At 42.9% G+C, this 20,886-nt stretch carries 17 protein-coding genes and 1 tRNA gene; 10 read left to right on the top strand and 8 right to left on the bottom strand.

Going from position 1 to position 20,886, the window contains the following annotated elements; genetic code table 11:
* Positions 1–66: 66 nt before the first annotated feature.
* A complete protein-coding gene (locus SJY28_RS13310) occupies positions 67–792 on the top strand; it encodes a GntR family transcriptional regulator (protein ID WP_191113992.1) in 726 nt (241 codons plus the stop codon).
* 271 nt (positions 793–1,063) lie between these two features.
* On the opposite strand, the gene SJY28_RS13305 is transcribed toward SJY28_RS13310, so the two are convergent.
* Complete coding sequence (locus tag SJY28_RS13305; RefSeq protein ID WP_057761040.1) at positions 1,064–1,495, bottom strand: Lrp/AsnC family transcriptional regulator; 432 nt, start codon at positions 1,493–1,495, stop codon at positions 1,064–1,066.
* Between the two features lie 168 nt (positions 1,496–1,663).
* Here SJY28_RS13305 and SJY28_RS13300 point away from each other — a divergent pair, with 168 nt between their 5' ends.
* The 5 genes from SJY28_RS13300 (at position 1,664) to map (ending at position 6,494) form a co-directional block, all read left to right on the top strand.
* Positions 1,664–2,758, top strand: coding sequence for an ornithine cyclodeaminase (locus tag SJY28_RS13300; RefSeq protein ID WP_379544836.1), 1,095 nt, complete (start codon positions 1,664–1,666; stop codon positions 2,756–2,758).
* 30 nt (positions 2,759–2,788) lie between these two features.
* A complete protein-coding gene (locus SJY28_RS13295) occupies positions 2,789–3,805 on the top strand; it encodes an arginase (protein WP_379544834.1) in 1,017 nt (338 codons plus the stop codon).
* A 96-nt stretch (positions 3,806–3,901) separates the two neighbouring features.
* Positions 3,902–5,305, top strand: a complete 1,404-nt coding sequence (locus SJY28_RS13290) for a YjiH family protein (RefSeq protein WP_379544832.1) — start codon at positions 3,902–3,904, stop codon at positions 5,303–5,305.
* Positions 5,306–5,521: 216 nt separating this feature from the next.
* A complete protein-coding gene (locus SJY28_RS13285) occupies positions 5,522–5,728 on the top strand; it encodes a ParD-like family protein (protein ID WP_057761037.1) in 207 nt (68 codons plus the stop codon).
* Entirely contained in the window at positions 5,721–6,494 is a 774-nt protein-coding gene (gene map / locus SJY28_RS13280; protein ID WP_379544831.1) for a type I methionyl aminopeptidase, read from the top strand. The genes SJY28_RS13285 and map overlap by 8 nt, the downstream gene beginning before the upstream one ends.
* Positions 6,495–6,680: 186 nt before the next feature.
* On the opposite strand, the gene SJY28_RS13275 is transcribed toward map, so the two are convergent.
* Positions 6,681–8,339 carry an isovaleryl-CoA dehydrogenase gene (locus tag SJY28_RS13275; RefSeq protein ID WP_379544829.1) on the bottom strand — a complete coding sequence of 553 codons (1,659 nt, stop codon included), beginning with the start codon at positions 8,337–8,339 and terminating at the stop codon, positions 6,681–6,683.
* Between the two features lie 107 nt (positions 8,340–8,446).
* On the opposite strand from SJY28_RS13275, the gene SJY28_RS13270 reads away from it, so the two are divergent.
* The gene (locus tag SJY28_RS13270; RefSeq protein WP_379544828.1) at positions 8,447–9,250 is read left to right on the top strand and encodes a PaaX family transcriptional regulator; all 804 of its coding nucleotides are present in this window, start codon (positions 8,447–8,449) and stop codon (positions 9,248–9,250) included.
* 124 nt (positions 9,251–9,374) lie between these two features.
* On the opposite strand, the gene cadR is transcribed toward SJY28_RS13270, so the two are convergent.
* Positions 9,375–9,806, bottom strand: a complete 432-nt coding sequence (gene cadR, locus SJY28_RS13265) for a Cd(II)/Pb(II)-responsive transcriptional regulator (RefSeq protein WP_057761031.1) — start codon at positions 9,804–9,806, stop codon at positions 9,375–9,377.
* Between the two features lie 188 nt (positions 9,807–9,994).
* On the opposite strand from cadR, the gene SJY28_RS13260 reads away from it, so the two are divergent.
* A complete protein-coding gene (locus SJY28_RS13260; RefSeq protein WP_379544827.1) occupies positions 9,995–12,187 on the top strand; it encodes a heavy metal translocating P-type ATPase in 2,193 nt (730 codons plus the stop codon).
* A 62-nt stretch (positions 12,188–12,249) separates the two neighbouring features.
* On the opposite strand, the gene SJY28_RS13255 is transcribed toward SJY28_RS13260, so the two are convergent.
* The gene (locus SJY28_RS13255) at positions 12,250–12,678 is read right to left on the bottom strand and encodes an MgtC/SapB family protein (RefSeq protein ID WP_298809563.1); all 429 of its coding nucleotides are present in this window, start codon (positions 12,676–12,678) and stop codon (positions 12,250–12,252) included.
* Between the two features lie 100 nt (positions 12,679–12,778).
* Here SJY28_RS13255 and SJY28_RS13250 point away from each other — a divergent pair, with 100 nt between their 5' ends.
* Positions 12,779–12,865, top strand: coding sequence for a helix-turn-helix domain-containing protein (locus SJY28_RS13250; RefSeq protein WP_379545006.1), 87 nt, complete (start codon positions 12,779–12,781; stop codon positions 12,863–12,865).
* Between the two features lie 230 nt (positions 12,866–13,095).
* On the opposite strand, the gene SJY28_RS13245 is transcribed toward SJY28_RS13250, so the two are convergent.
* Positions 13,096–13,172: transfer RNA gene (locus SJY28_RS13245), tRNA-Val, on the bottom strand.
* Between the two features lie 311 nt (positions 13,173–13,483).
* Here SJY28_RS13245 and SJY28_RS13240 point away from each other — a divergent pair.
* The gene (locus SJY28_RS13240; RefSeq protein WP_379544825.1) at positions 13,484–14,461 is read left to right on the top strand and encodes a glutathione S-transferase family protein; all 978 of its coding nucleotides are present in this window, start codon (positions 13,484–13,486) and stop codon (positions 14,459–14,461) included.
* A gap of 88 nt (positions 14,462–14,549) precedes the next feature.
* On the opposite strand, the gene hemB is transcribed toward SJY28_RS13240, so the two are convergent.
* From hemB to SJY28_RS13225, 3 genes are all read right to left on the bottom strand, one after another.
* A complete protein-coding gene (gene hemB / locus SJY28_RS13235) occupies positions 14,550–15,557 on the bottom strand; it encodes a porphobilinogen synthase (protein WP_101206356.1) in 1,008 nt (335 codons plus the stop codon).
* 268 nt (positions 15,558–15,825) lie between these two features.
* The gene (locus SJY28_RS13230; protein ID WP_379544824.1) at positions 15,826–17,640 is read right to left on the bottom strand and encodes an efflux transporter outer membrane subunit; all 1,815 of its coding nucleotides are present in this window, start codon (positions 17,638–17,640) and stop codon (positions 15,826–15,828) included.
* Complete coding sequence (locus SJY28_RS13225; protein WP_379544823.1) at positions 17,637–20,867, bottom strand: efflux RND transporter permease subunit; 3,231 nt, start codon at positions 20,865–20,867, stop codon at positions 17,637–17,639. Before SJY28_RS13225 ends, SJY28_RS13230 begins: the two co-directional genes overlap by 4 nt.
* Between the last annotated feature and the right edge of the window lie 19 nt (positions 20,868–20,886).

Here is a 20,886-nt window from a genome sequence, read left to right as displayed (position 1 = left end):
CTAAAATGATAACAATGCTTAAAAACAGTAAAACAATTCATAAACCCCTTAAATTGTGGTGAAATAATGCTAAAAAACTTAGAAAAATTTAAAATACCACGGTATGAGCAAGTGCGATGGCACATTTTGACTTTACTGACAGAAAGTAAATGGGACGAAAACACACCTTTACCGACTGAGCAGGAGTTTGCAGATAAGTATCAAGTATCAGTCGGAACCGTTCGAAAAGCGGTTGAAAAGTTGGTCGACGATGGTGTGTTAACCAAGTATCAAGGCAGAGGTACCTTTCTAAAGCGTCCAGATTTTGAAAGCTCATTATTACGGTTTTTTAAATTTCGTGATAAAGATGCCTGCTATGCGACACCGACAGGCGTGGTCAAAAAGGTCATGGTAATAGAGGGTATTGAAGAGATTAATGAAAAGCTAGATATTGGTAAGAATAAAGCGCTGATTTATATAGAACGTGTACGTATCATTGAGGGCAAAGTTTCGCTGAGTGAAAAAATTTGGTTACCTAAGAGTCGTTATCAAGCCTTTGTAAATCTAGAGCCTGAAGATTTTGAGAATTTGCTATATCCGTTCTACTATACTAAGTGTGGCCAGTTTGTCTCATCTGCCGTAGAGACTTTATTTTTTGTAGCCAATCACGTAGACCCTTATTTAGATAATAATGAGCAAGAAAACCTAGTGAAGGTATGCCGTATTGCTAAGAGTCTAGAAGGTGATCCTATCGAATATAGAGAGTCATATGGAATGGCGGAGAAGTTCAGCTATGAAGTTAATATTATTTAATGAATAATAAGCCGTTAGTAGATTTCTTGTCTCAAGCTCAGGTAAGCTATCGTCTGAGTTAAAGGTATTATCATGTTTTCAAACTAAAGAACGTAGTAAAAGATACGTTCTTTAGTTTTATTGTACCAGTCAAATAAAAACTAAAAAATCTAGCTTATAAAACGCCAATATACTCTTTTTACGCTTACCTTCAGGCGGCTTAATCACAACACTCTAAGTTAATATCTATCAGATAAACAGCATCGCTTATGCGATTGTGAGTTTAATGACACTACAAACTCGAAAGCAGAACACTTGTTTCACTATTCAAAATACCATCAATTTCTCTGACTTGACGCAGCACTTCATCAAACTCTCTCAAGCTTGTCGTATGTATCTCTCCTACCAAATCCCATGCCCCATTGGTTGTATGCAGCTTAATCAATTGCGGGATACCCCGCAGTTTCCTAATCACTTGTGAAGTAGATTTTCCTGTTACTTCAATCATCATCATCGCTTTGACTGTTTCTTTATCTAGTGCCTCATGCACTCGAATCGTAAATCCTAAAATAGCACCGTTGTGAATCAGTCTATCCAATCTGTTTTGGACAGTGGCACGAGAGACTTTGAGTTTTTTAGCAAGGTTTGAGATGGTTGCTCGACCATCTTGTCGAAGTTCAGATATCAGTTCGCTATCCAAAGAGTCATAAGTGTAATATGCCATAAAAATGCTTCCTTCATTAGATTTTGACATTATGCTAAGTAGCACCTAACAATGTGTCAAAAAAATGTCCATATTTGGTAAATTATTGACATTTTAACTGACAATTATAATTGGTAGCATATTAATTGTCGGTTAAATAAATAATATTCATGGAATGGAGCAAAATTAATGTCTAAATTTATCGTATCACAGAAGCAGGGTGTGCCATTTGTTAGCGTACAGGCGATGGCTGAAATTATTAGTAATTATGGTATAGAACAGACGATAAAAGAGTTGGTAGATGCTTTAGAACAAGATTTTTCCCGTTGGGATAGTTTTGAAAAATCCAGTCGTTTTGCTTCTCATTCCAAAGACGGTGTCATAGAGTTGATGCCTGTCAGCGATGGTGAAATGTTTGCGTGTAAATATGTCAATGGTCATCCGATCAACACCAAGCGCGATTTGCAGACGGTAGCCGCTTTTGGCTTATTGTCTGATGTCGATACAGGCTATCCCATTCTGCTGACAGAAATGTGTATTTTAACCGCCTTACGCACGGCAGCGACTTCTGCATTGGTTGCCAAACATTGTGCACCCAAAAACGCCCAGACTTTAGCGCTTATCGGTAATGGTGCTCAGGGTGAGTTCCAAGCAATGGGTATGAAGGCAGTCGTGGGTATCTCAAAAGTGCGTTTGTATGATGTCGACCCAGCCGCATCTGAAAAAGTAGCGCACAATCTTGCCGATTCAGGCCTAGAGATTACTATTTGCAAAACGGCAGAAGAGGCGGTTGAAGGTGCAGATATCATCACTACCTGTACCGCAGATAAGAAAAATGCCACCATTCTCCGTGATGATATGGTCAAAAAAGGTGTCTATATCAATGCTATCGGTGGTGACTGTCCTGGCAAAACGGAGTTGGATGCCAACATCCTGTTAAGAGCCGATCATGTGATTGTAGAGTTTGAACCGCAAACCCGTATTGAAGGCGACATTCAACAGCTCTCTCAGGATTTTCCTGTGACAGAGTTTCACCGCATCGTAAATGGTGAAAAAGCAGTACGCACCAATGAAAATAACTTGGTTGTATTTGATGGTGTTGGTTTCGCTTCAGAGGACTTTACGGCTTTGGTATTTTTGCGTGATTTGATCAAAAAGCAGGATGCATATGAGCTGCTTGACTTGATTCCTCAGCAACAAGACCCTAAAAACCTCTATTCGGTAGTCAAAGCTCATAGCAAAGATCGTAGCCTAGAGACGGATGAAGCGATGGCCGCATCATAAGTAGTTTGAATATAGAAAAATAGGAGTTCAATGCCAGATGTGGACTCAAATGATGAAAAAATTGTTTTATTTAATAGAGACAAAATAATGAATGATTTAATGAAAAACGTGCGAATAGTAGAAGTTTATTCAGATGTTGCAGGGCATAAAAAAGGCGCGTCACTAGGAATCGATGCATTGCGCGCATCATCAAAAGAGATGAATGCAGACTACTATGAAAAATTGCAACTTGATAGTATAAAAAATGAATATATACATGAAGAAGAGTCGCCATTTAAGCATGCAAAATACGCCGATGTAATTGAACCTGTTATTTCTAAATTGGCGCATAAAATCAAAGACATAAGAAATGAGAATCAGTTTCCGATTGTTATCGCAGGTGATCATTCTAGCTGTGCAGGCACGATGCATGGTCTAAAAATGGCGCATCCTGATGCTGAAATTGGCGTGGTTTATATAGATGCTCATGCTGATTTTCATTCACCATATACCAGCGGATCAGGAAATATGCATGGCATGCCTTTGGCGATGGCTTGTGCCATTGATAATTTGGAATGTCAGCGTAACGAGCTTTCTGAAAAAGAAAAAGAGTATTGGGAAAAGTTGAAATTTATGGCATCGAGCGAGCCATCAATTAAGCCAGAAAATGTGGTGTTTTGTGCGGTTAGAGATTATCAAGAAGAAGAGATGGATCTAATCAGAAGACATAAAATCCCTTTATACAGCGTGGCTGAGATAACCCAAAAAGGCATCAGTTCTACCGTAGAGGAAATCTTCAAAAAACTAGAATATTGTGATCATATCTACGTGTCATTTGATGTTGATAGTGTCGATCCTTTATATGTGCCAGGAACCGGTACGCCTGCAATGAATGGTCTGTCATACGAGCAAGCGATGCAACTTAATATAGAGTTAATTAAGAACAAGAAAGTATGCTGCTGGGAAATGGCAGAGATAAATCCTTTGTACAACAACTCAAAAGATGACTCGACCAGAATATTTAAAATTTTAGAAAAAGTGACCCACACACTTTTGAGCAATTACTAGTATTGAATATTTAAAATGAGTAACAGAATCTAATCTAAAGGGGTTTGTTAAAACCTTCTTTAGGTTGGTTAAAAAGGGACTGCGAGTAAAAATAATATGGACATTATTAAAGCCAGCGCTGCAAGTCGAGATGTTAGCGGTATCAATATCAAACAGTTTTTAAAGTTCTTTATCCCATCTATTATAGGTTTGATGCTTTTTGTATTTCCAATCCCATATGTTGACGGTAAGTTTGTCACCTATGCAGAAGGATTTACCATTCCTATATCTGTATTAAAGGATTATATACAGGGTTATATCGGTGACCTTTTGCCGTTATTGGTTGTCACCTCAATCATGATTACCTTGTGTTGTACTTTATATACTAAAATCATGAAACCTGCATTTATTTTGAAGAATGCGTTTCTAAATAATTTATTAAACGTTACAACGCCTTGGCTTATCATTAGGATGCTTGGTGCGTTCTTTGTTGTCGTGACCTATTTTAAATTTGGGTTTGAGTCAATATATTCAGACAATATTGGCGGCTTAATATTATATGAGTTAATGCCAATACTTTTTATTGTATTTTTCTTGGCTGGATTACTGCTACCGTTATTGCTTGATTTTGGTTTATTAGAATTCTTCGGGGTTCTACTAAGTAAAGTGATGAGACCTTTATTTGGTTTACCAGGTAGGTCATCTGTAGATTGTTTAACGTCATGGTTGGGCGATGGCACTATCGGCGTATTATTGACTGATAAACAATTGGAAGGTGGGTTCTATACCAAAAAAGAAGCGGCAATTATTGCTACAAGTTTTTCAGCAGTGTCGATTACATTCTGTTTGGTTGTCATTTCTCAGGTTAAGCTCGAGAGCTACTTCATCAATATGATTGGGGTCGTTGCTTTATGCGGAATTGTTTGTGCGCTAATAGTTCCAAGGTTATTGCCTTTATCTAGAATTGAAGATACTTATACTATCGAAAACAGTGATAGAGATCATGAAACCATTCCCGAAGGAAAAACGTTATTCACCCACAGTTTGCATAAAGCTGTCCAAAAAGCAGATAAGAGTCCAAGTTTTCTTACTTTCTTAAGAGATGGTCTAAAAAATATTTTGGATATGTGGATTGGGATACTGCCTGTCGTTATGGCGATCGGCACGATGGGTTTAATCGTTGCAGAAGAAACACCTGTATTTGATTATTTAGGTATGCCTTTTATTCCATTCTTAGAGTTATTGAACATACCTTTTGCTGCAGAAATGTCAAAAACGATCATGGTAGGTTTCGCAGATATGTTCTTGCCGGCTATTATCGGTTCTTCAATCGAGTCAGAATTAACGCGATTTGTTATCGCTTGCTTGTCAGTGTCTCAACTGATCTATATGTCAGAAGTTGGCGGATTGATTTTAGGGACAAAAATTCCGGTGAGCTTTTTTCAGTTATTAGTCATTTTTCTACTAAGAACAATCATCTCATTACCAATCATTGCGGTGTGTGCTCATATGATTTTCTAAATAGAACTTTCTAAAAGCTGGCTACACCACGTTTGAACAGAGAGTCAGCAGCAAAAAACCACCTTGATAGGTGGTTTTTTGCTATCAGTATTAAGCTATAGTTTAATTCAAATAATTTCGATATAAGGAAATCGAGTTCAAGCGATACATAATTTCTTGCAACCATACAAAAATAGATATACGATTCATATACGTTTCGTATATTAAGATATTTTTATGGGTATTGTTAAAATTGATGATGAACTGCATGAAGATATTCGTAAAGCAAGTGCCGTCATGGTGCGCTCCATTAACGCACAAGCTGAATATTGGATGAAGATAGGCATGCTTGCTGAAGCCAACCCTAATATGTCTTACAACCAAATTATCAATGAGCAAATGAGACAAGCTGATGTCAATGTAAGGAACCTTATAGATGGATAAAGTCATACTTAAAAGCGCAGCAGAATTGGAAATCATGCGCGAATCTGGGCGACTTCTCGCCTCTGTCTTCGATTATCTTGATGAGCAAATTACAGTTGGTACTTCTACGATGGACATCAATAACCTTGCTGAGCACTATATTGTCAATCAGTTAAGTGCACGTCCAGCCAGTAAGGGTCAGTATGGTTATCAGTATGCATTAAATACCTCGGTGAATAACGTGGTCTGTCATGGCATTCCTTCAGATCAGCAAATACTCAAATCGGGTGATATTGTGAATGTGGATATTACCCTAGAACAAGGGGGTTTTATCGCTGATTCTAGCAAAATGTATCTGATAGGTGAGGTGTTGCCCCTTGCAAAACGCTTGGTTGATCAGACCTATGAAGCCATGTGGGAAGGAATACGAGTGGTGAAACCTGGAGCAACGCTAGGTGATGTTGGTTATGCCATCCAAAGTTACGCTGAGAAGCAGGGCTATTCTGTAGTGCGAGAGTATTGCGGTCATGGTATTGGACGCGAAATGCATGAGGGACCGCAAGTTCTACATTACGGGCATCAAGGAAAAGGTCTAGTCCTACAAGAAGGTATGACATTCACTATTGAACCGATGGTCAATCAAGGTAAAGCCAAAGTTAAAGTCAAAAAAGATGGCTGGACCGTAATTACTAACGATAAAAAATTATCTGCTCAGTGGGAGCATACAATTGCGGTTACTTCTGACGGCTATGAAGTGCTTACTCTGCGAAACGATGAAATACTTTAAGCGATTTGATATTTGAACGACGATTCGGTAAGGCGCTTTTATAATTCAGAAGCGCCTTTTTTTAGGATGTCATGTGACTTTTATTTAGCCAGTTATGGCTGAGAAGAAAGTGACTGACGTCAAGGGCAAAACCTCTGCTGCGACACCAATCAGTAGCAGGCAACTATTTAGCACATATAAAGATACTTATAGAGCTGCTTTGGTCGCGCCAGCCGCCCGTTCGATCAATAAATCCACGGGAGCATCAGGACTTAATGTACCAAAGGCCAGTCCATGCTCATTTCCGATTCTAGAACGACAGAATGCCTGAGCGATCTCCGTATGTTCAGTCTGCAGTAGTATCGAAGCCTGTAGCATCAATGCTAGGCGCTCAATCACATAGCGACTACGGAACTCCAAGGTTTGCGTATCCTCAAATCGCTCTATCAGCAGGTTTAACTCTGCATCATAATCAGCATTTTTCCCTGCTGCCTGCTGCAGTTCCTTAAATAAAGCTCGCTGAGTTTCTGGCTCTTTTTTTAAGGCACGCAGCACATCTAGACACTGCACATTGCCGCTGCCTTCCCAGATTGAGTTTAGCGGCGCTTGCCTGTACAAACGCGGCATAATAGTCTCTTCGACATAGCCATTACCGCCCAAACATTCTTGTGCCTCATTGATAAAAATGGGAGCGCGTTTGCATATCCAATATTTCCCAATCGCAGTAGCAATACGAGCAAGCGCAGCTTCATGAGGGTCTGTTTCTATCCTATCAACTGCGCGCGCAATACGCATTGTTAGGGCCACAGCCGCTTCTGACTCTAAGGCTAAGTCTGCCAACACATTACGCATAATAGGTTGGTTGACTAATAACTTACCAAAGGCTTCACGCTGACTAGTGTGATGAATCGCTTGGACGATCGCTTGGCGCATTTGAGCTGAGGAGCCAATCATACAGTCAAGTCGGGTTAGCGCGACCATCTCGATAATGGTAGGAATACCGCGACCTTCAGTGCCTACTAGCTCACCGAATGCGCCTTGAAACTCCACCTCTGAGGAAGCGTTTGCCCAATCTCCTAATTTGTCTTTTAAGCGTTGAATTTGTACGGCATTGCGTGTCCCATCAGTCCGGAAACGTGGTACTAAAAAGCAACTAGGTCCACTGTCAGATTGGGCCAAGACGAGATGAGCATCACACATTGGCGCTGAGAAAAACCATTTATGCCCAATAATTTCATAAGAGCCGTTTTCTTGTCTTGTGGCTCGAGTCGTATTGCGACGTAAGTCTGATCCACCTTGTTTTTCTGTCATGCCCATGCCCATCGTACAGCCTAGTTTTTCTTCCATGGGCAAGCTGCGCGGATCATAGTGTTCGGATAATAGCTTGGGCAGCCATTTTTTGGCCAGCGCTGGCGAATGGCGTAGGGCAGGGATAGCGGCATAGCTCATAGACATGGGACAACCAAACCCAGCCTCAGGCTGTGAGCCGAGATACATGACTGCCGCCCGAGCCACGTGAGCACTATCACGCTCTTCATTGCGCCAAGCAAAATTGCTCATGCCATATTTCATCCCTGCGCGCATCAAATCATGGTAAGCCGGATGAAACTCTACTTCATCTATACGCCGACCATAGCTGTCAAAGTTGCGCAATTTAGGCTTGTTTTCATTGGCTAAGAATCCGCTAGTGATAAGCTCTCCACCAGTCAGTGCACCAAACTCTTTCAAGTGACTTGCTGCCCAAGCAGCACCCTCTCGTGCGACCGCTTCTTTGAGCGCCGTATCTGTTTCCCATGCATTATAATTGGCTAAGGCAAAAGGTTGATTCTGCACCTCATGGGTCTTAAATTGATTTACAATTGACATAATGGTTATCTTCCCTGATTTTGAATATCAGTTGCTAAGTTTCAGTAGTTCAATAGTTCTCATGATTAGTATTACATATAAAAAATAATTACGTCAATAGGTGTAATATGAACAAACCAACGCCTCGTTTATTGCTTTTACGCTTACTTATGGCGGCAGAAGCAAATACACTTAGTGCTTCCGAAGCGGTGCTGGCAGGCTCTATCTTTGGTATGACAGAAAATAGTATACGTGTGACGTTGGCTCGTTTGATCCAAGCGGATCTTGCTGAGTCGATTGGTCCTGCCACCTACAAACTCGGACCGAAAGCTCAAAAATTGGGCGCCGATGTGGCTTTATGGCAAACAGCGGATAAAAGAACGATAAAATCCGATGGCTCATGGATAGCGGTAGCGACCGGTGGGTTACCTCGCAGTGACCGTAAAGCGCTACGTGCTCGTGATCGCGCTTTGTCATTATTGGGGTTTCGTGAACTTGATAAGGGGCTTTACCTGCGTCCCAATAATTTATTAGGCGGTGTTGATGTCGTTCGTAAGCGTCTATTGGACTTAGGACTAGAAGAGGAAGCCGCGGTTTTTAAAGCCAATGAATTTGATGAGGTTAGGCAGAAAAAAGCAAAAGCACTCTGGTCGGACATGCATCTTGAAAAGCATTATAAAGAGAAGTCACAGCAGCTCACCGATTGGTTAAATGGCTTGAACGACTTGCCGTCCCACGTGGCGCTTCGAGAAATATTCATGCTTGGAGATGCAGGTATCCGCAGTGTTGTTTTTGACCCTCTGCTTCCTGCTCCCTTAGTAGATGAGGAAGCACGGCAGAAGTATTTCGAGACGGTGCGACGTATTAATGAGGAGGGTAGGCGTTTATGGTTTGCCTTTTTCGAAGAGGCTAAATCGTTAGAATCCGTTTAACCAAGTCATTAGAATGCGCTTAAACAGAATAAAGTGAAATTGCGGTACAGTAATTATCAGATAGCAGAGGTGCTATCTATAGCGATGAATAAGTATTAATTATTTGCATCTATTCGGATAGTATTTAATGTGAGCCATATGGCGAATTTTCATGACAAGAATGATCAGCAAGTGCATTTAATATGCCACATGACTTCGCTGGTGCGCTACTGACGCATTTCTGTCGCAAAACACTTAAGTGTTTTTTTAACTGTTTTAGCTCTTCTATACGTGTTTCTACAGCGCGGATATGTTCATCCAACAAGGTATCGACATCAGCGCAATCTCTGCTAGGCTCTTCCCAGTACTTAAGTAAGGTCCGTACTTCATCCAACGTCATATCTAGTGTACGACAGTGCAGAACGAACTGTAGACGCTCGATGTGACTTTCGCGATATAAGCGATAATTCCCCTCACTACGGGAAGGTTCTGGTAATAGCTTTTCTTTTTCATAATAGCGAATGGTTTCTACTGTAGCGCCTGTACGCTTAGCAAGCTCTCCGATTTTTATTAGCATCGTTATCTCACAGTTCTCATAAAGTTAAATCAAAGTCATTTCAAAACTGAAAACATTAAAGTAACTATAAGGTTTAGCCCTAAGGAAATCAAGTTTATACAATTGCATATAAACGGCCTTGACTCTGAAGCCACTAGAGGGTTCACAATAGCGTTATCAAATGAATTCTTATAATGAGGCAGTTTATTATGCAATATCGTATTGAAGGTATGGACTGTGCCAGTTGCGTCAGAAAGATTGAAGCTGCATTAGAACGTATGCCTGGTGTTTCTGACATACAGCTTAATTTTGCGACTGAAAAGTTAGAGCTATCGCTTGCCCCTGATTCAGATACTCAGTGCAGCGATATTGAAAAGACCATCAAGCGTCTGGGTTTTGGCATATCTGCCACTACTGATCAAGCAAACACAGCAGACAGCATTAGTGATAATCTATTAGATACGCAGCAACAGCGTTGGTGGCAAACCAGAAAAGGTAAGCAAGTGGTTGGTCTCGGCGTCTTGATGAGCGTCGCCTACGTGTTAGCACTAATTTTTCTTGATTATGGCATGTGGGCATTCGCTATTGCCGTTATTGTGGGTGTTTTTCCCTTTGCCCGAAAATCTATGACCTTGGCGATGACAGGCACCCCGTTTTCAATTGAAATGCTGATGTCTATCGCAGCAATTGGTGCACTTATCATTGGTGAAGCTGAAGAAGCTGCGGCCGTTGTCTTTTTGTTCTCCGTCGGTGAATTGTTAGAAGGTGTGGCGGCTGATCGTGCCCGCGCTGGCATCAGAGCATTGGCATCATTGGTTCCAAAGACTGCGATTTTGCTTGATGCACAAGGCGGACAGCGTAACGTTCCTGCAGTCTCATTGCAGGTCAATGATTTGGTACTGGTACGGCCTGGAGATAAGGTGTCTGCTGATGGTGTCATTGTTCAAGGTAACTCTAGTCTTGATGATTCGCCCGTTACTGGCGAATCCATACCCGTTGCCAAAGCAATAGGCGATTCAGTATTCGCAGGATCCATCAATATGGAAGGAGCGCTGCAAGTCCACGTAGAAAAGACCGCGGCCGACAACACCATTGCGCGCATTATTACTCTAGTAGAGCAAGCGCAAGCCTCTAAAGCCCCTACTGCCCGTTTCATTGAAAAATTCAGTCGTTACTACACTCCAGCGGTGATGGCTATCGCTGCACTGGTTATTATTGTTCCGCCGCTAGCGATGGGAGGAGAATGGTCGACTTGGTTATATCGTGGTTTTGCACTATTGCTAATCGCCTGTCCTTGCGCACTCATCCTATCTACTCCGGCCGCCATTGCATCAGGGTTGGCTGTTGGTACACGCCGCGGCTTACTCATCAAAGGTGGCAGTGCTTTAGAAACCATGGGTCGCGTGAATGTCGTGGCTTTTGATAAGACAGGTACGTTAACTGAAGGTAAGCCACAGGTGACCGATGTGATAGCCTTTACACAGAAGCAATCAGTACAAGAGCATATAGGGCCTGAAGGTCAGAATGAGATGCTAGCGCTGTTTGCCAGTGTTGAGTCTGCTTCTAGTCATCCACTGGCAAAAGCGATTATTGATCATGCCAAAGCCGCTAATATCTCTATACCGATAGCTTCAAATGCCTATGCTACTGCGGGAAAAGCAGTACATGCAACGGTAGCCGGGCGCCCTTTAGCCATTGGATCACCTGTCTATGCAACTAAAAAAAGCTTGATGTCAATGGCTCAACAGGCAGACATTGAAGTATTGCAAAAGGAAGGCAAGATTGTCTCAGTTTTGTATGATGAGCAAAGTGATGAAGTGCTTGGATTGATAGCATTACGAGATGAGTTGCGAGAGGATGCTCAGGCAGGAGTGGCTCAGCTCAAAGCGATGGGTGTGCGTTCGGTGATGCTTACAGGTGACAACCGTCTGACCGCTCAGGCGCTTGCTAGTCATTTAGAGATGGAATGGGAAGCTGAACTCTTACCTGAAGACAAACTACGTTTGCTCAATGAGATGAAGGATAAGAGCAAGATAGCGATGATTGGTGATGGTATTAACGATGCGCCAGCATTAGCAACAGCAGACGTAGGTATTGCTATGGGTGGCGGTACGGATGTTGCTATTGAAACAGCCGATATAGCATTATTAAAAAGTCGTGTTACAGATGTTGCTCATCTCATTGCCTTATCGCGTGCAACCATGGCCAACATACATCAAAATGTAATTTTTGCTCTAGGACTAAAGGCCGTGTTTCTAATCACTACTTTACTAGGTATTACCGGACTATGGATTGCTGTGATAGCGGACACTGGTGCAACGGTACTAGTGACTCTCAATGCTTTACGCTTGCTAAGGTTCAAAGGAGCTCAACCACTAACAATTTTGTCCAAAGCAAAGTAAGTATGAAGTTCTTGTTAAAATGGCGGTTTGATTCTCTATTCTAATGACTAAGAATGGCATCGTTAAGATTTTGGTTTAAAAGGTTTTGAGAATTGTAGAATTAAAAAACCAACTATTGATAATATAATGGCAATCTCATAGCGACCATAAGCCACTGATATCCCAATGGCGGCTGTATTCCACAATCCAGCCGCAGTAGCAGTGCCCTTTGCGCCACTTTCATTTTTAAAGATAGCACCACCGCCAATAAAACCCATTCCAGTGATTATGCCATACATAATTCTAGCCTCAGCATCGGCGTCTTGATAAATGTCCATGCCCACTAGCATAAAAGCACACGAAGCAATTGTTACTAAAGGAAAAGTCCTCAAACCTGCACCATTATCTTCAAGTTCACGGTTCAGCGCGATTGGTAGTGACAATATGAAAGCAATACCTAATTGAAAGGCATGATACACCAGAACATTTAGACTAATATCGAAGTTAAACATAGTAATAACTCAGAATATATTTATGGCATGGTTTACTTTAAAAAATATGAGTATAAATAAAGAATAACAGAAATTAGTAAGTCGTAGTGTCTAAGATCTAATTGATAAAATTTGTGAGGCACTAGGTATTGAAGTAGGTGATTTATTTACTTATGTACCTAACGAGTCGCTGGATAAAGAGAAGTAAATAAATATTGAGAGTGTTTTAGATAATTTAGGGTAGAGGCCGAAAGTGCTACCCTGAAAGAAAGGCGAAATAAAGAGCGGGCACAGCTTGGGCACACACGTTTTTTGATGATGTTTGCGGAAAGTGAGAAAAGAGGAAATTTGCATCGACGTATAGTTTTCTTTTCCCCTACAGCCCATATTTCACGGACAAAAAAAAGCCCCAATCTTAAGATTGGGGCTTTTCGAATCTGGTAGGCGTAATCGGATTCGAACCAACGACCTCTACCATGTCAAGGTAGCGCTCTAACCAACTGAGCTATACGCCTATTTAGGTTGAGCATTTTAGCAAGTTTCCCAGACTTTGCAAGTCTTTTTTAGCTTAAACCTCTTTTATTATCATAATATCTGCTATTCAGGCTTATATTAGTTATTTAGATATATTTTTGTGTATATTTACTAAACATTAAATTTAAACGGTTTAGTTTTTATTGTTAATAAACTGGGTGACGCTAATGATTAAACCCTTATAACTGGTATGATATCTCCCTAAACAACGTAATCGTCATGATAATAATGGCTTAAAGTCAGTCATGCTGACTAAGCGTTAAACAAATATTAAAAACAGTTGGAGAATAACATGGGTCTCTTGGTAGACGGGCAGTGGCAAGACAAGTGGTATGAGACAAAGGAGAGTGGCGGCCGCTTTCAGCGTGAAGATGCTGGTTTTAGAAACTGGGTAACGGTAGATGGTAGCGCAGGGCCTACAGGTATTGAGGGCTTTAAAGCCGAACCTGACCGCTATCATTTATACGTGTCGCTAGCCTGTCCTTGGGCACACCGTACCCTTATCTACCGCAAGCTTAAAGGCTTAGAAGATATCATTCCGATATCTGTAGTACATCCATATATGGGTGAGTATGGTTGGACGTTTGCAGAAGGTGCAGGCGTCGTTGCTGATTCAGTTATCAATGCAGACTATGCTTATGAGCTGTATACCAAGGCCAAGCCAGACTATACAGGCCGTGTCACCGTACCTATCTTGTGGGATAAAAAAACAAATACAATCGTGAGTAATGAATCATCTGAAATTATTCGTATGTTTAACTCTGCCTTTGATGAGGTTGGGGCACTAGCAGGTAATTTTGTGCCAGCAGAGTTATTACGAGAAATTGATGACATCAATACCTTTGTCTATTCTACTATCAACAATGGCGTGTATAAGACAGGATTCTCTACCACACAAGAGGCTTACGAAGAGGCCGTGATTGAGCTGTTTGCGGCATTAGATACACTTGAGACGCGCTTAGCACATCAGCGTTACTTGGTAGGTAGCACGATAACTGAGGCTGATTGGCGACTGTTTACGACGTTGGTTCGTTTCGATGCTGTTTATGTTGGACACTTTAAATGCAATCTGCGTCGTATCGTTGACTATCCAAATCTTTGGGGCTATCTGCGTGATTTATATCAGGTACCTGGCATTAAAGATACGGTAAATATGGATCATATCAAGCAGCATTATTACACCAGTCATGCCAATATCAACCCCACGCGTATTGTCCCTACTGGCCCAGTGCTTGATTTTAATGAAACACATGACCGTGCACGTCTATAGTTTTATTTATCAGAAGATATTCAAAAAAAGCCCCAGCGACTAATAGGTAGCTGGGGTTTTTACATTATAAAAGTTAGTGTAATTACTATTAGGCATTGTTTAGCTGGCGGGCCGCTTCTAGAGCGAAGTAGGTCAAGATGCCATCAGCACCAGCACGGCGGAAGCCAATCAGCGACTCTAAAATTACTGCATCACTTAACCAGCCGTTTTGAATGGCTGCCATATGCATGGCATATTCGCCTGAGACTTGATACGCAAAGGTGGGTACGCCAAAGGTATCTTTGACTTCACGAATCAAATCAAGATAAGGCTGACCTGGTTTGATCATGACCATATCTGCGCCTTCGTTGATATCCATAGCCACTTCATGTAGCGCCTCAGCACGATTGCCAAAGTCCATCTGATACTGTTTCTTATGGCCACCTTTTAGGTTGCCAGCACTGCCAACGGCATCACGGAATGGACCGTAGTAGGCAGACGCATATTTGGCTGAGTAAGCCATAATAGCCGTATTCACAAAACCTTCTGCTTCAAACGCGTCACGCATGGCCTTGATACGGCCGTCCATCATGTCACTAGGAGAGATGATATCTGCACCGGCGCGCGCATGTACCAACGCTTGCTTGACCAATACTTCGATGGTTGCATCATTGATGACGTAACCACTGTCATCAAGTAGACCGTCTTGACCATGTGAGGTATAAGGGTCTAGCGCTACGTCAGTCATGACGACCATTTCTGGCACAGCATCTTTGACCGCTTTTATCGTACGTGCAGTTAGGGCGTTTTCGTCATAAGCGGCGCTACCGTCTGGTGTTTTCAAGGCGTTATCGATCACAGGGAAAAGGTCGATGGTTGTGACACCCTCTGCTAACAATTCTTTGGCATAGTTGATTAGCAAATCAATCGATAAGCGTTCAACGCCCGGCATACTAGCGATGGTTTCGCGTTGGTTTTCGCCTTCTAAGACAAAGACAGGGGCAATAAAGTGCTTAGGATGCAGCTCTACTTCACGAATCATCGAACGTACGTTGTCGTTGTAGCGTAGACGACGTAAGCGAGTGGCAGGGTATTGACGGTTAAAGGTATAGCTCATAATAATTCCTTATGATTGTTTTAATAGTTATCATGTTACATGGTTAAAATAATATCGCTATAAGCGGTATTTTATAGAATCAGCTTATCAAAATCTTTGCTTTATAAGTGGCTATAAATAAAGAGAGCTTACATAAAGTGAGCCTACTATAACCAAAAGACGTTAATGAAAGCAAAAAGCCCCACCACGTTAAGTCGGTAGGGCTGATAGTACGTATCGACTGTAAATGTGATGATAGAGCTGCGTCATCAGATTAAGGCTGGGTCATTTAAGGCTCAACAATCTGGGTCACAGGAACTTGTTCAACACTATTGTTATTGAAGCGAATCTCTTCAGTGACCACGCCGACAGCGGCATCCTTCTTACCATCGTCATTCACATCGACGATAGCAGTCGGTTCAAAAGTAGTCGTTTCTACCGCTTGCGACTGCTTGATGGCGACAGCTTCTTGCGGCGTAGTCACACGCGCTGAACCAGCTGCTTTGATGGCATTTGTCGCTTTGGTTTTTGCACTAGTAGCAGTTCCAGTGACAATCTGCGCCAAGTTGGTGTGCTGCGGTACAGGAATGACAGACGGTACATCAAGATTCGCTCCGCCACCAAGCGCTTGGTACAGCTCAATCTGGCTAACGATTTTCTGTAGCTCTAAATCTAGGATACCTTGCTGAGTAGAGAACAGTGAACGCTGCGCGTCAAGTACGTCCAGATAGTTCGAGATACCTGCCTTAAAGCGCGCATCTGCTATCTGATAGGTCTGCTCAAAATTATCTTGCAGACGATACTGCGCCTCTAACTGCTCACCAAGTGTTGCACGAGTGGCAAGTACATCTGACACTTCGCGGAATGCCGTTTGGATAGAGCTCTCATAGCTAGCAAGCGTTTGCTCACGTTCGATTTGAGCCACATCATAGTTGGCATCTAGACGGCCTGCATCAAAGATAGGGACGCTAATGCTAGGTCCAAATGACCAGCCAACGGCACCATTTTTGAACAAGTCATTTAAGCTGCCGCTACTGACGCCCACACTACTGGTCAAGCTAATAGATGGGAAGTAAGAGGCACGGGCCACCTCGATATTCGCACCAGCCGCTTTTAGGTTATATTCTGCTTGTAGCACGTCAGGACGATAACGTAGTAATTCACTTGGTAGACCGGCATTGAATATCTGCTGGCTAGTGATATTACTGACGGCAGGTGTTGGGATCAGCTCGTTTGGAATCGCGCCACCAACCAAGTACTGCAATGCATTGCGTGATTGGAGAACGCTGGTCTGTGCACGTAATACGGCAAGCTTGGCATTCTCTAATGAGGCAGAAGACTGTAGTGAAGGTAGCTTAGGATCGATACCTGCTTCAAAACGTTTATCCGCGATAAATAGCGAACGCTCACGACTCTCGACTGTAGCTTCAGCCAGTTTTAACTGCGCTAAGCTATAGCTTAGGTTGGCGTAGCTTTGGGCAATATTACTAATCAAGCTGATTTGGGTCGCATCTTTAGCTGCTGTAGTCGCCAAGAAATTCTGCAATGCTTGATCTTTTAAGCTTGAGATTTTACCCCAAAAGTCGAGCTCGTAATTGGCAAGGCCCAAGTTGACACTGTAGCTACTACTAGCGTTTCGATCAGTACGATTCTGTGCTGAGCGAGTATAACCAGCACTGCCGTTGATAGCTGGCAAGTCATTAATATCAGTAATCTGATACTGGGCACGTGCTCTTTCAATCGCTAGGCGCGCACTCTCAAAGTCTTTGTTGTTTTCAAGACCGAGAGCAATCAGACCTTTTAGACGCTCATCGCTATAAAAATTCTGCCAGCGTTGACTGGCAATGCTTGCTTGGTCAGCACTACTGACAGTCTCTTTATCAAATGCACCGTAAGATTGCTGCATAGGGATATTCGGCTCTGCTAGCACAGGACGCATATCCGCTTTTGGAATGGTGTTACAAGCGGCCATGCTGATTGCTAATGCAGTCAGTCCTAACAGGCGGCCACTGTTTTTGCGCAAACGAGATAGTGCTGGCTGTGCATCGATAGCTGTGATAGCTACCGATGACGAGTTGATGATAGATGTTTTTTGAGCACTCATTGTGTATTGTCTCCAAGACTTGCAGGCTGATAACTCTCAGAAGGTGTTGAGTTATGCGAGTTAGGCGTACCATTGCCACCATCTTTATCATTGGGTGTGTTGTTCTCATATTTATGCGGGAACGCACTACGCACCCAGATATAGAACATTGGGATAAAGAAGATACCTAAGAGGGTTGCTGTGATTACCCCACCAACAACACTAGTACCAATAGCGTTTTGACTGCCTGAACCTGGCCCATTCGCCAAGAATAATGGCACAACACCCAGACCAAAGGCAAGTGAGGTCATGATAATCGGACGCAAACGTTGGCGTGCTGCGGTCATGACGGCCTCTCTGAGGCTGTAACCTTCCTCTTGGTGTTCTTTCGCAAACTCGATAATCAAAATGGCGTTTTTGGCGGACAGACCAACGACAGTCAGTAGACCAACTTGCAAGTAGATATCATTGGCAAAACCACGTAGCCAGGTAAATATCACTGCACCCAATACCCCAAGTGGAATAACTAGTAGCACAGAGAAGGGAATCGACCAGCTTTCGTACAAAGCCGCCAAGCATAAGAAGACAACTAGAATTGAAAGCGCATAAAGCATCGGCGCTTGGGCACCTGACTTCTGCTCTTCCAATGACATGCCTGTCCACTCATAACTGATACCTTCAGGTAACTTGTCTATCATCGCTTCCATCGAGCTCATCGCTTCACCAGTACTTAGACCTGGTGCGGCGCTACCTTGGATGTTCATGGACGGTAGGCTGTTGTAACGAGTAAGACGCGGTGAGCCTGACTGCCACTCACTACTAGAGAAGGCATCGAACGAAATCATATCGTTCATGTCATTTCTTACATACCATTTGCCAATATCATCAGGGTTGGTACGGCTGCTGGCTTCACCTTGTACATAGACACGTTTGATACGGCCACGATCGATGAAGTCGTTAACGTAGCTTGAGCCCCACGCTGTCGAGATGACACTGTTGATATTGCTTAGTGACAGGCCATAAGCCGCCGCTTGTTCTTGATTGATATTTACTTTAAGTTGTGGCGAGTCTTCTTGACCGTTAGGACGTACGCCAGCCACTTGATCATTTTGTGCGGCCATACCTAAGAGCATATTTCGGGCTTCAAGTAGCCCATCATGTCCGAGGTTACCACTGTCCTGAATCATTAAGTCAAAACCACTGGCGTTACCAAGCTCGGTAATCGCTGGTGGGACGATGGCAAATACTTGTGCTTCGTTTAGCTGAGTAAAGAAATACCCCATCGCTCGACCAGCGACAGCTTGAGCGGTATTTTCATCGCCCGAGCGTTTCTCCCAGTCTGATAAGCGCACAAACGCCAGACCCATATTCTGACCCTGACCCGCAAAACTAAAGCCTGCAATGGTAAAGACCGAAGCGATATTATCGGTTTCTTGAGTATCGTAATAGTTTCTGACTTTATCCAATACGTCTTGTGTCTCATCTAACGTAGAGCCAGCCGGAAGCTGAACCAAGGTAAACATAATACCTTGATCTTCTTCTGGTAAAAACGAGCCTGGAATACGTAAGAATACGACTGCCATGATACCGATGATGGCTGCGTAGCCAATCATGTATAACCATTTAAAACGAATACTTTTGCCTACAAAGTTTTCGTAAGAACGGCTAAGTTTGAAGAAGCCGCGGTTGAACCAACCAAAGAAGCCTTTTTGCTTTTCGGTACTGCCTTTTTCATGACTTTTGCCACGTTTTAGCAAGGTCACACATAGGGCAGGGGTGAATACAAGCGCGACCATGGCAGAGAGCACCATGCTGGTAATCAGCGTGATAGAGAACTGACGATAAATCACACCTGTTGAGCCACCAAAGAAGGCCATTGGTACGAATACTGCGGACAAGATAAGCGCAATACCAATAACGATTTTACTGATTTCACCCATCGACTGGATAGTTGCGTCTTTGATAGAGATGTGAGGATCTTCTTCTAGTATTCGCTCAACGTTCTCTACGACGACGATCGCATCATCGACCAGTAGACCAATGGACAATACCATGGCAAACATGGTCAACACGTTGATACTAAAGCCAGCAACGTATAGTACTGCAAAGGTACCCAATAGAACCACAGGTACTGCAAGCGTTGGAATAATGGTTGCGCGCCAGTTCTGCAAGAAAATGAACATGACGATAAATACTAAGACAATAGCCTCAATAAGTGTATGTACTACTTGCTCGATAGAAAGCTTCACGAATGGCGTTGTATCATAGGGAACAACTGATGCTAGACCTGTTGGGAAGTTTTGCTCCAGCTCTGCCATACGCGTAGCAACAGCTTCGCGAGTTTCAAGCGCGTTAGCACCGCCCGCAAGCGAAATACCTAGACCAGCAGCTTCTTGTCCATTATATAAAGACAAAATACTATAGTTTTCACTACCGATTTCAACATCTGCTACATCACCCAAACGTACTTGCGCACCAGAAGTATCCGTTTTTAGCAGAATGTTTTTAAATTCTTCAGGCGTTTGTAGGTAGCTTTGAACAGTAACAGTGGCATTGATAACTTGTTTGTCTGTGTCGGCAGGTGCTTGACCCAATTGTCCCGCAGATACCTGAGCGTTCTGTGCTCGTATCGCATTAACGACATCTGAAGGTATCATGTTGTAGCTACGTAGGCGTGATGGGTCTAACCAAACACGCATCGCATAAGTAGAACCAAAGACCTGAACGTCACCCACACCTTCGACACGACTGATCGAATCGAGGACGTTAGAGTTAATATAATCGGCAATATCCGACCGATCCATATTGCCGTCTTCAGAGATAAACGCCTGTACCATCATAAAACTGCTAGATGATTTGTTGACGTTGACACCTTGACGCTGCACTGATTCAGGTAGCGAGCTCATCGCGGCTTGTAGTTTGTTCTGTACTTGTACTTGCGCAGTATCAGAGTCGGTACCGTTTTCAAAGGTTAGCGTCACTGACGCACTACCATTCGACGAGCTCGACGATGACATATACATCAGGCCATCTAGGCCTTTCATACGCTGCTCAATGATCTGTACTACTGAGTTTTCTACGGTTTGCGCATTAGCACCAGGATAGCTTGCACTGACTGAAATCGTTGGTGGTGCGATACGTGGATATTGTTCAATCGGTAGATTAAGAACGGATATCACCCCGATGAGCATGACCAAAACAGCCAGCACCCATGCAAAAATAGGGCGATTAATAAAAAAACGTGACATAGTATATCCCTAAGTCTTC

Origin of the sequence: Psychrobacter sp. R86515 (assembly GCF_042466315.1) — a bacterium.
GTDB lineage: Bacteria > Pseudomonadota > Gammaproteobacteria > Pseudomonadales > Moraxellaceae > Psychrobacter.
This window is presented reverse-complemented; position numbering and strand designations above follow the sequence as displayed.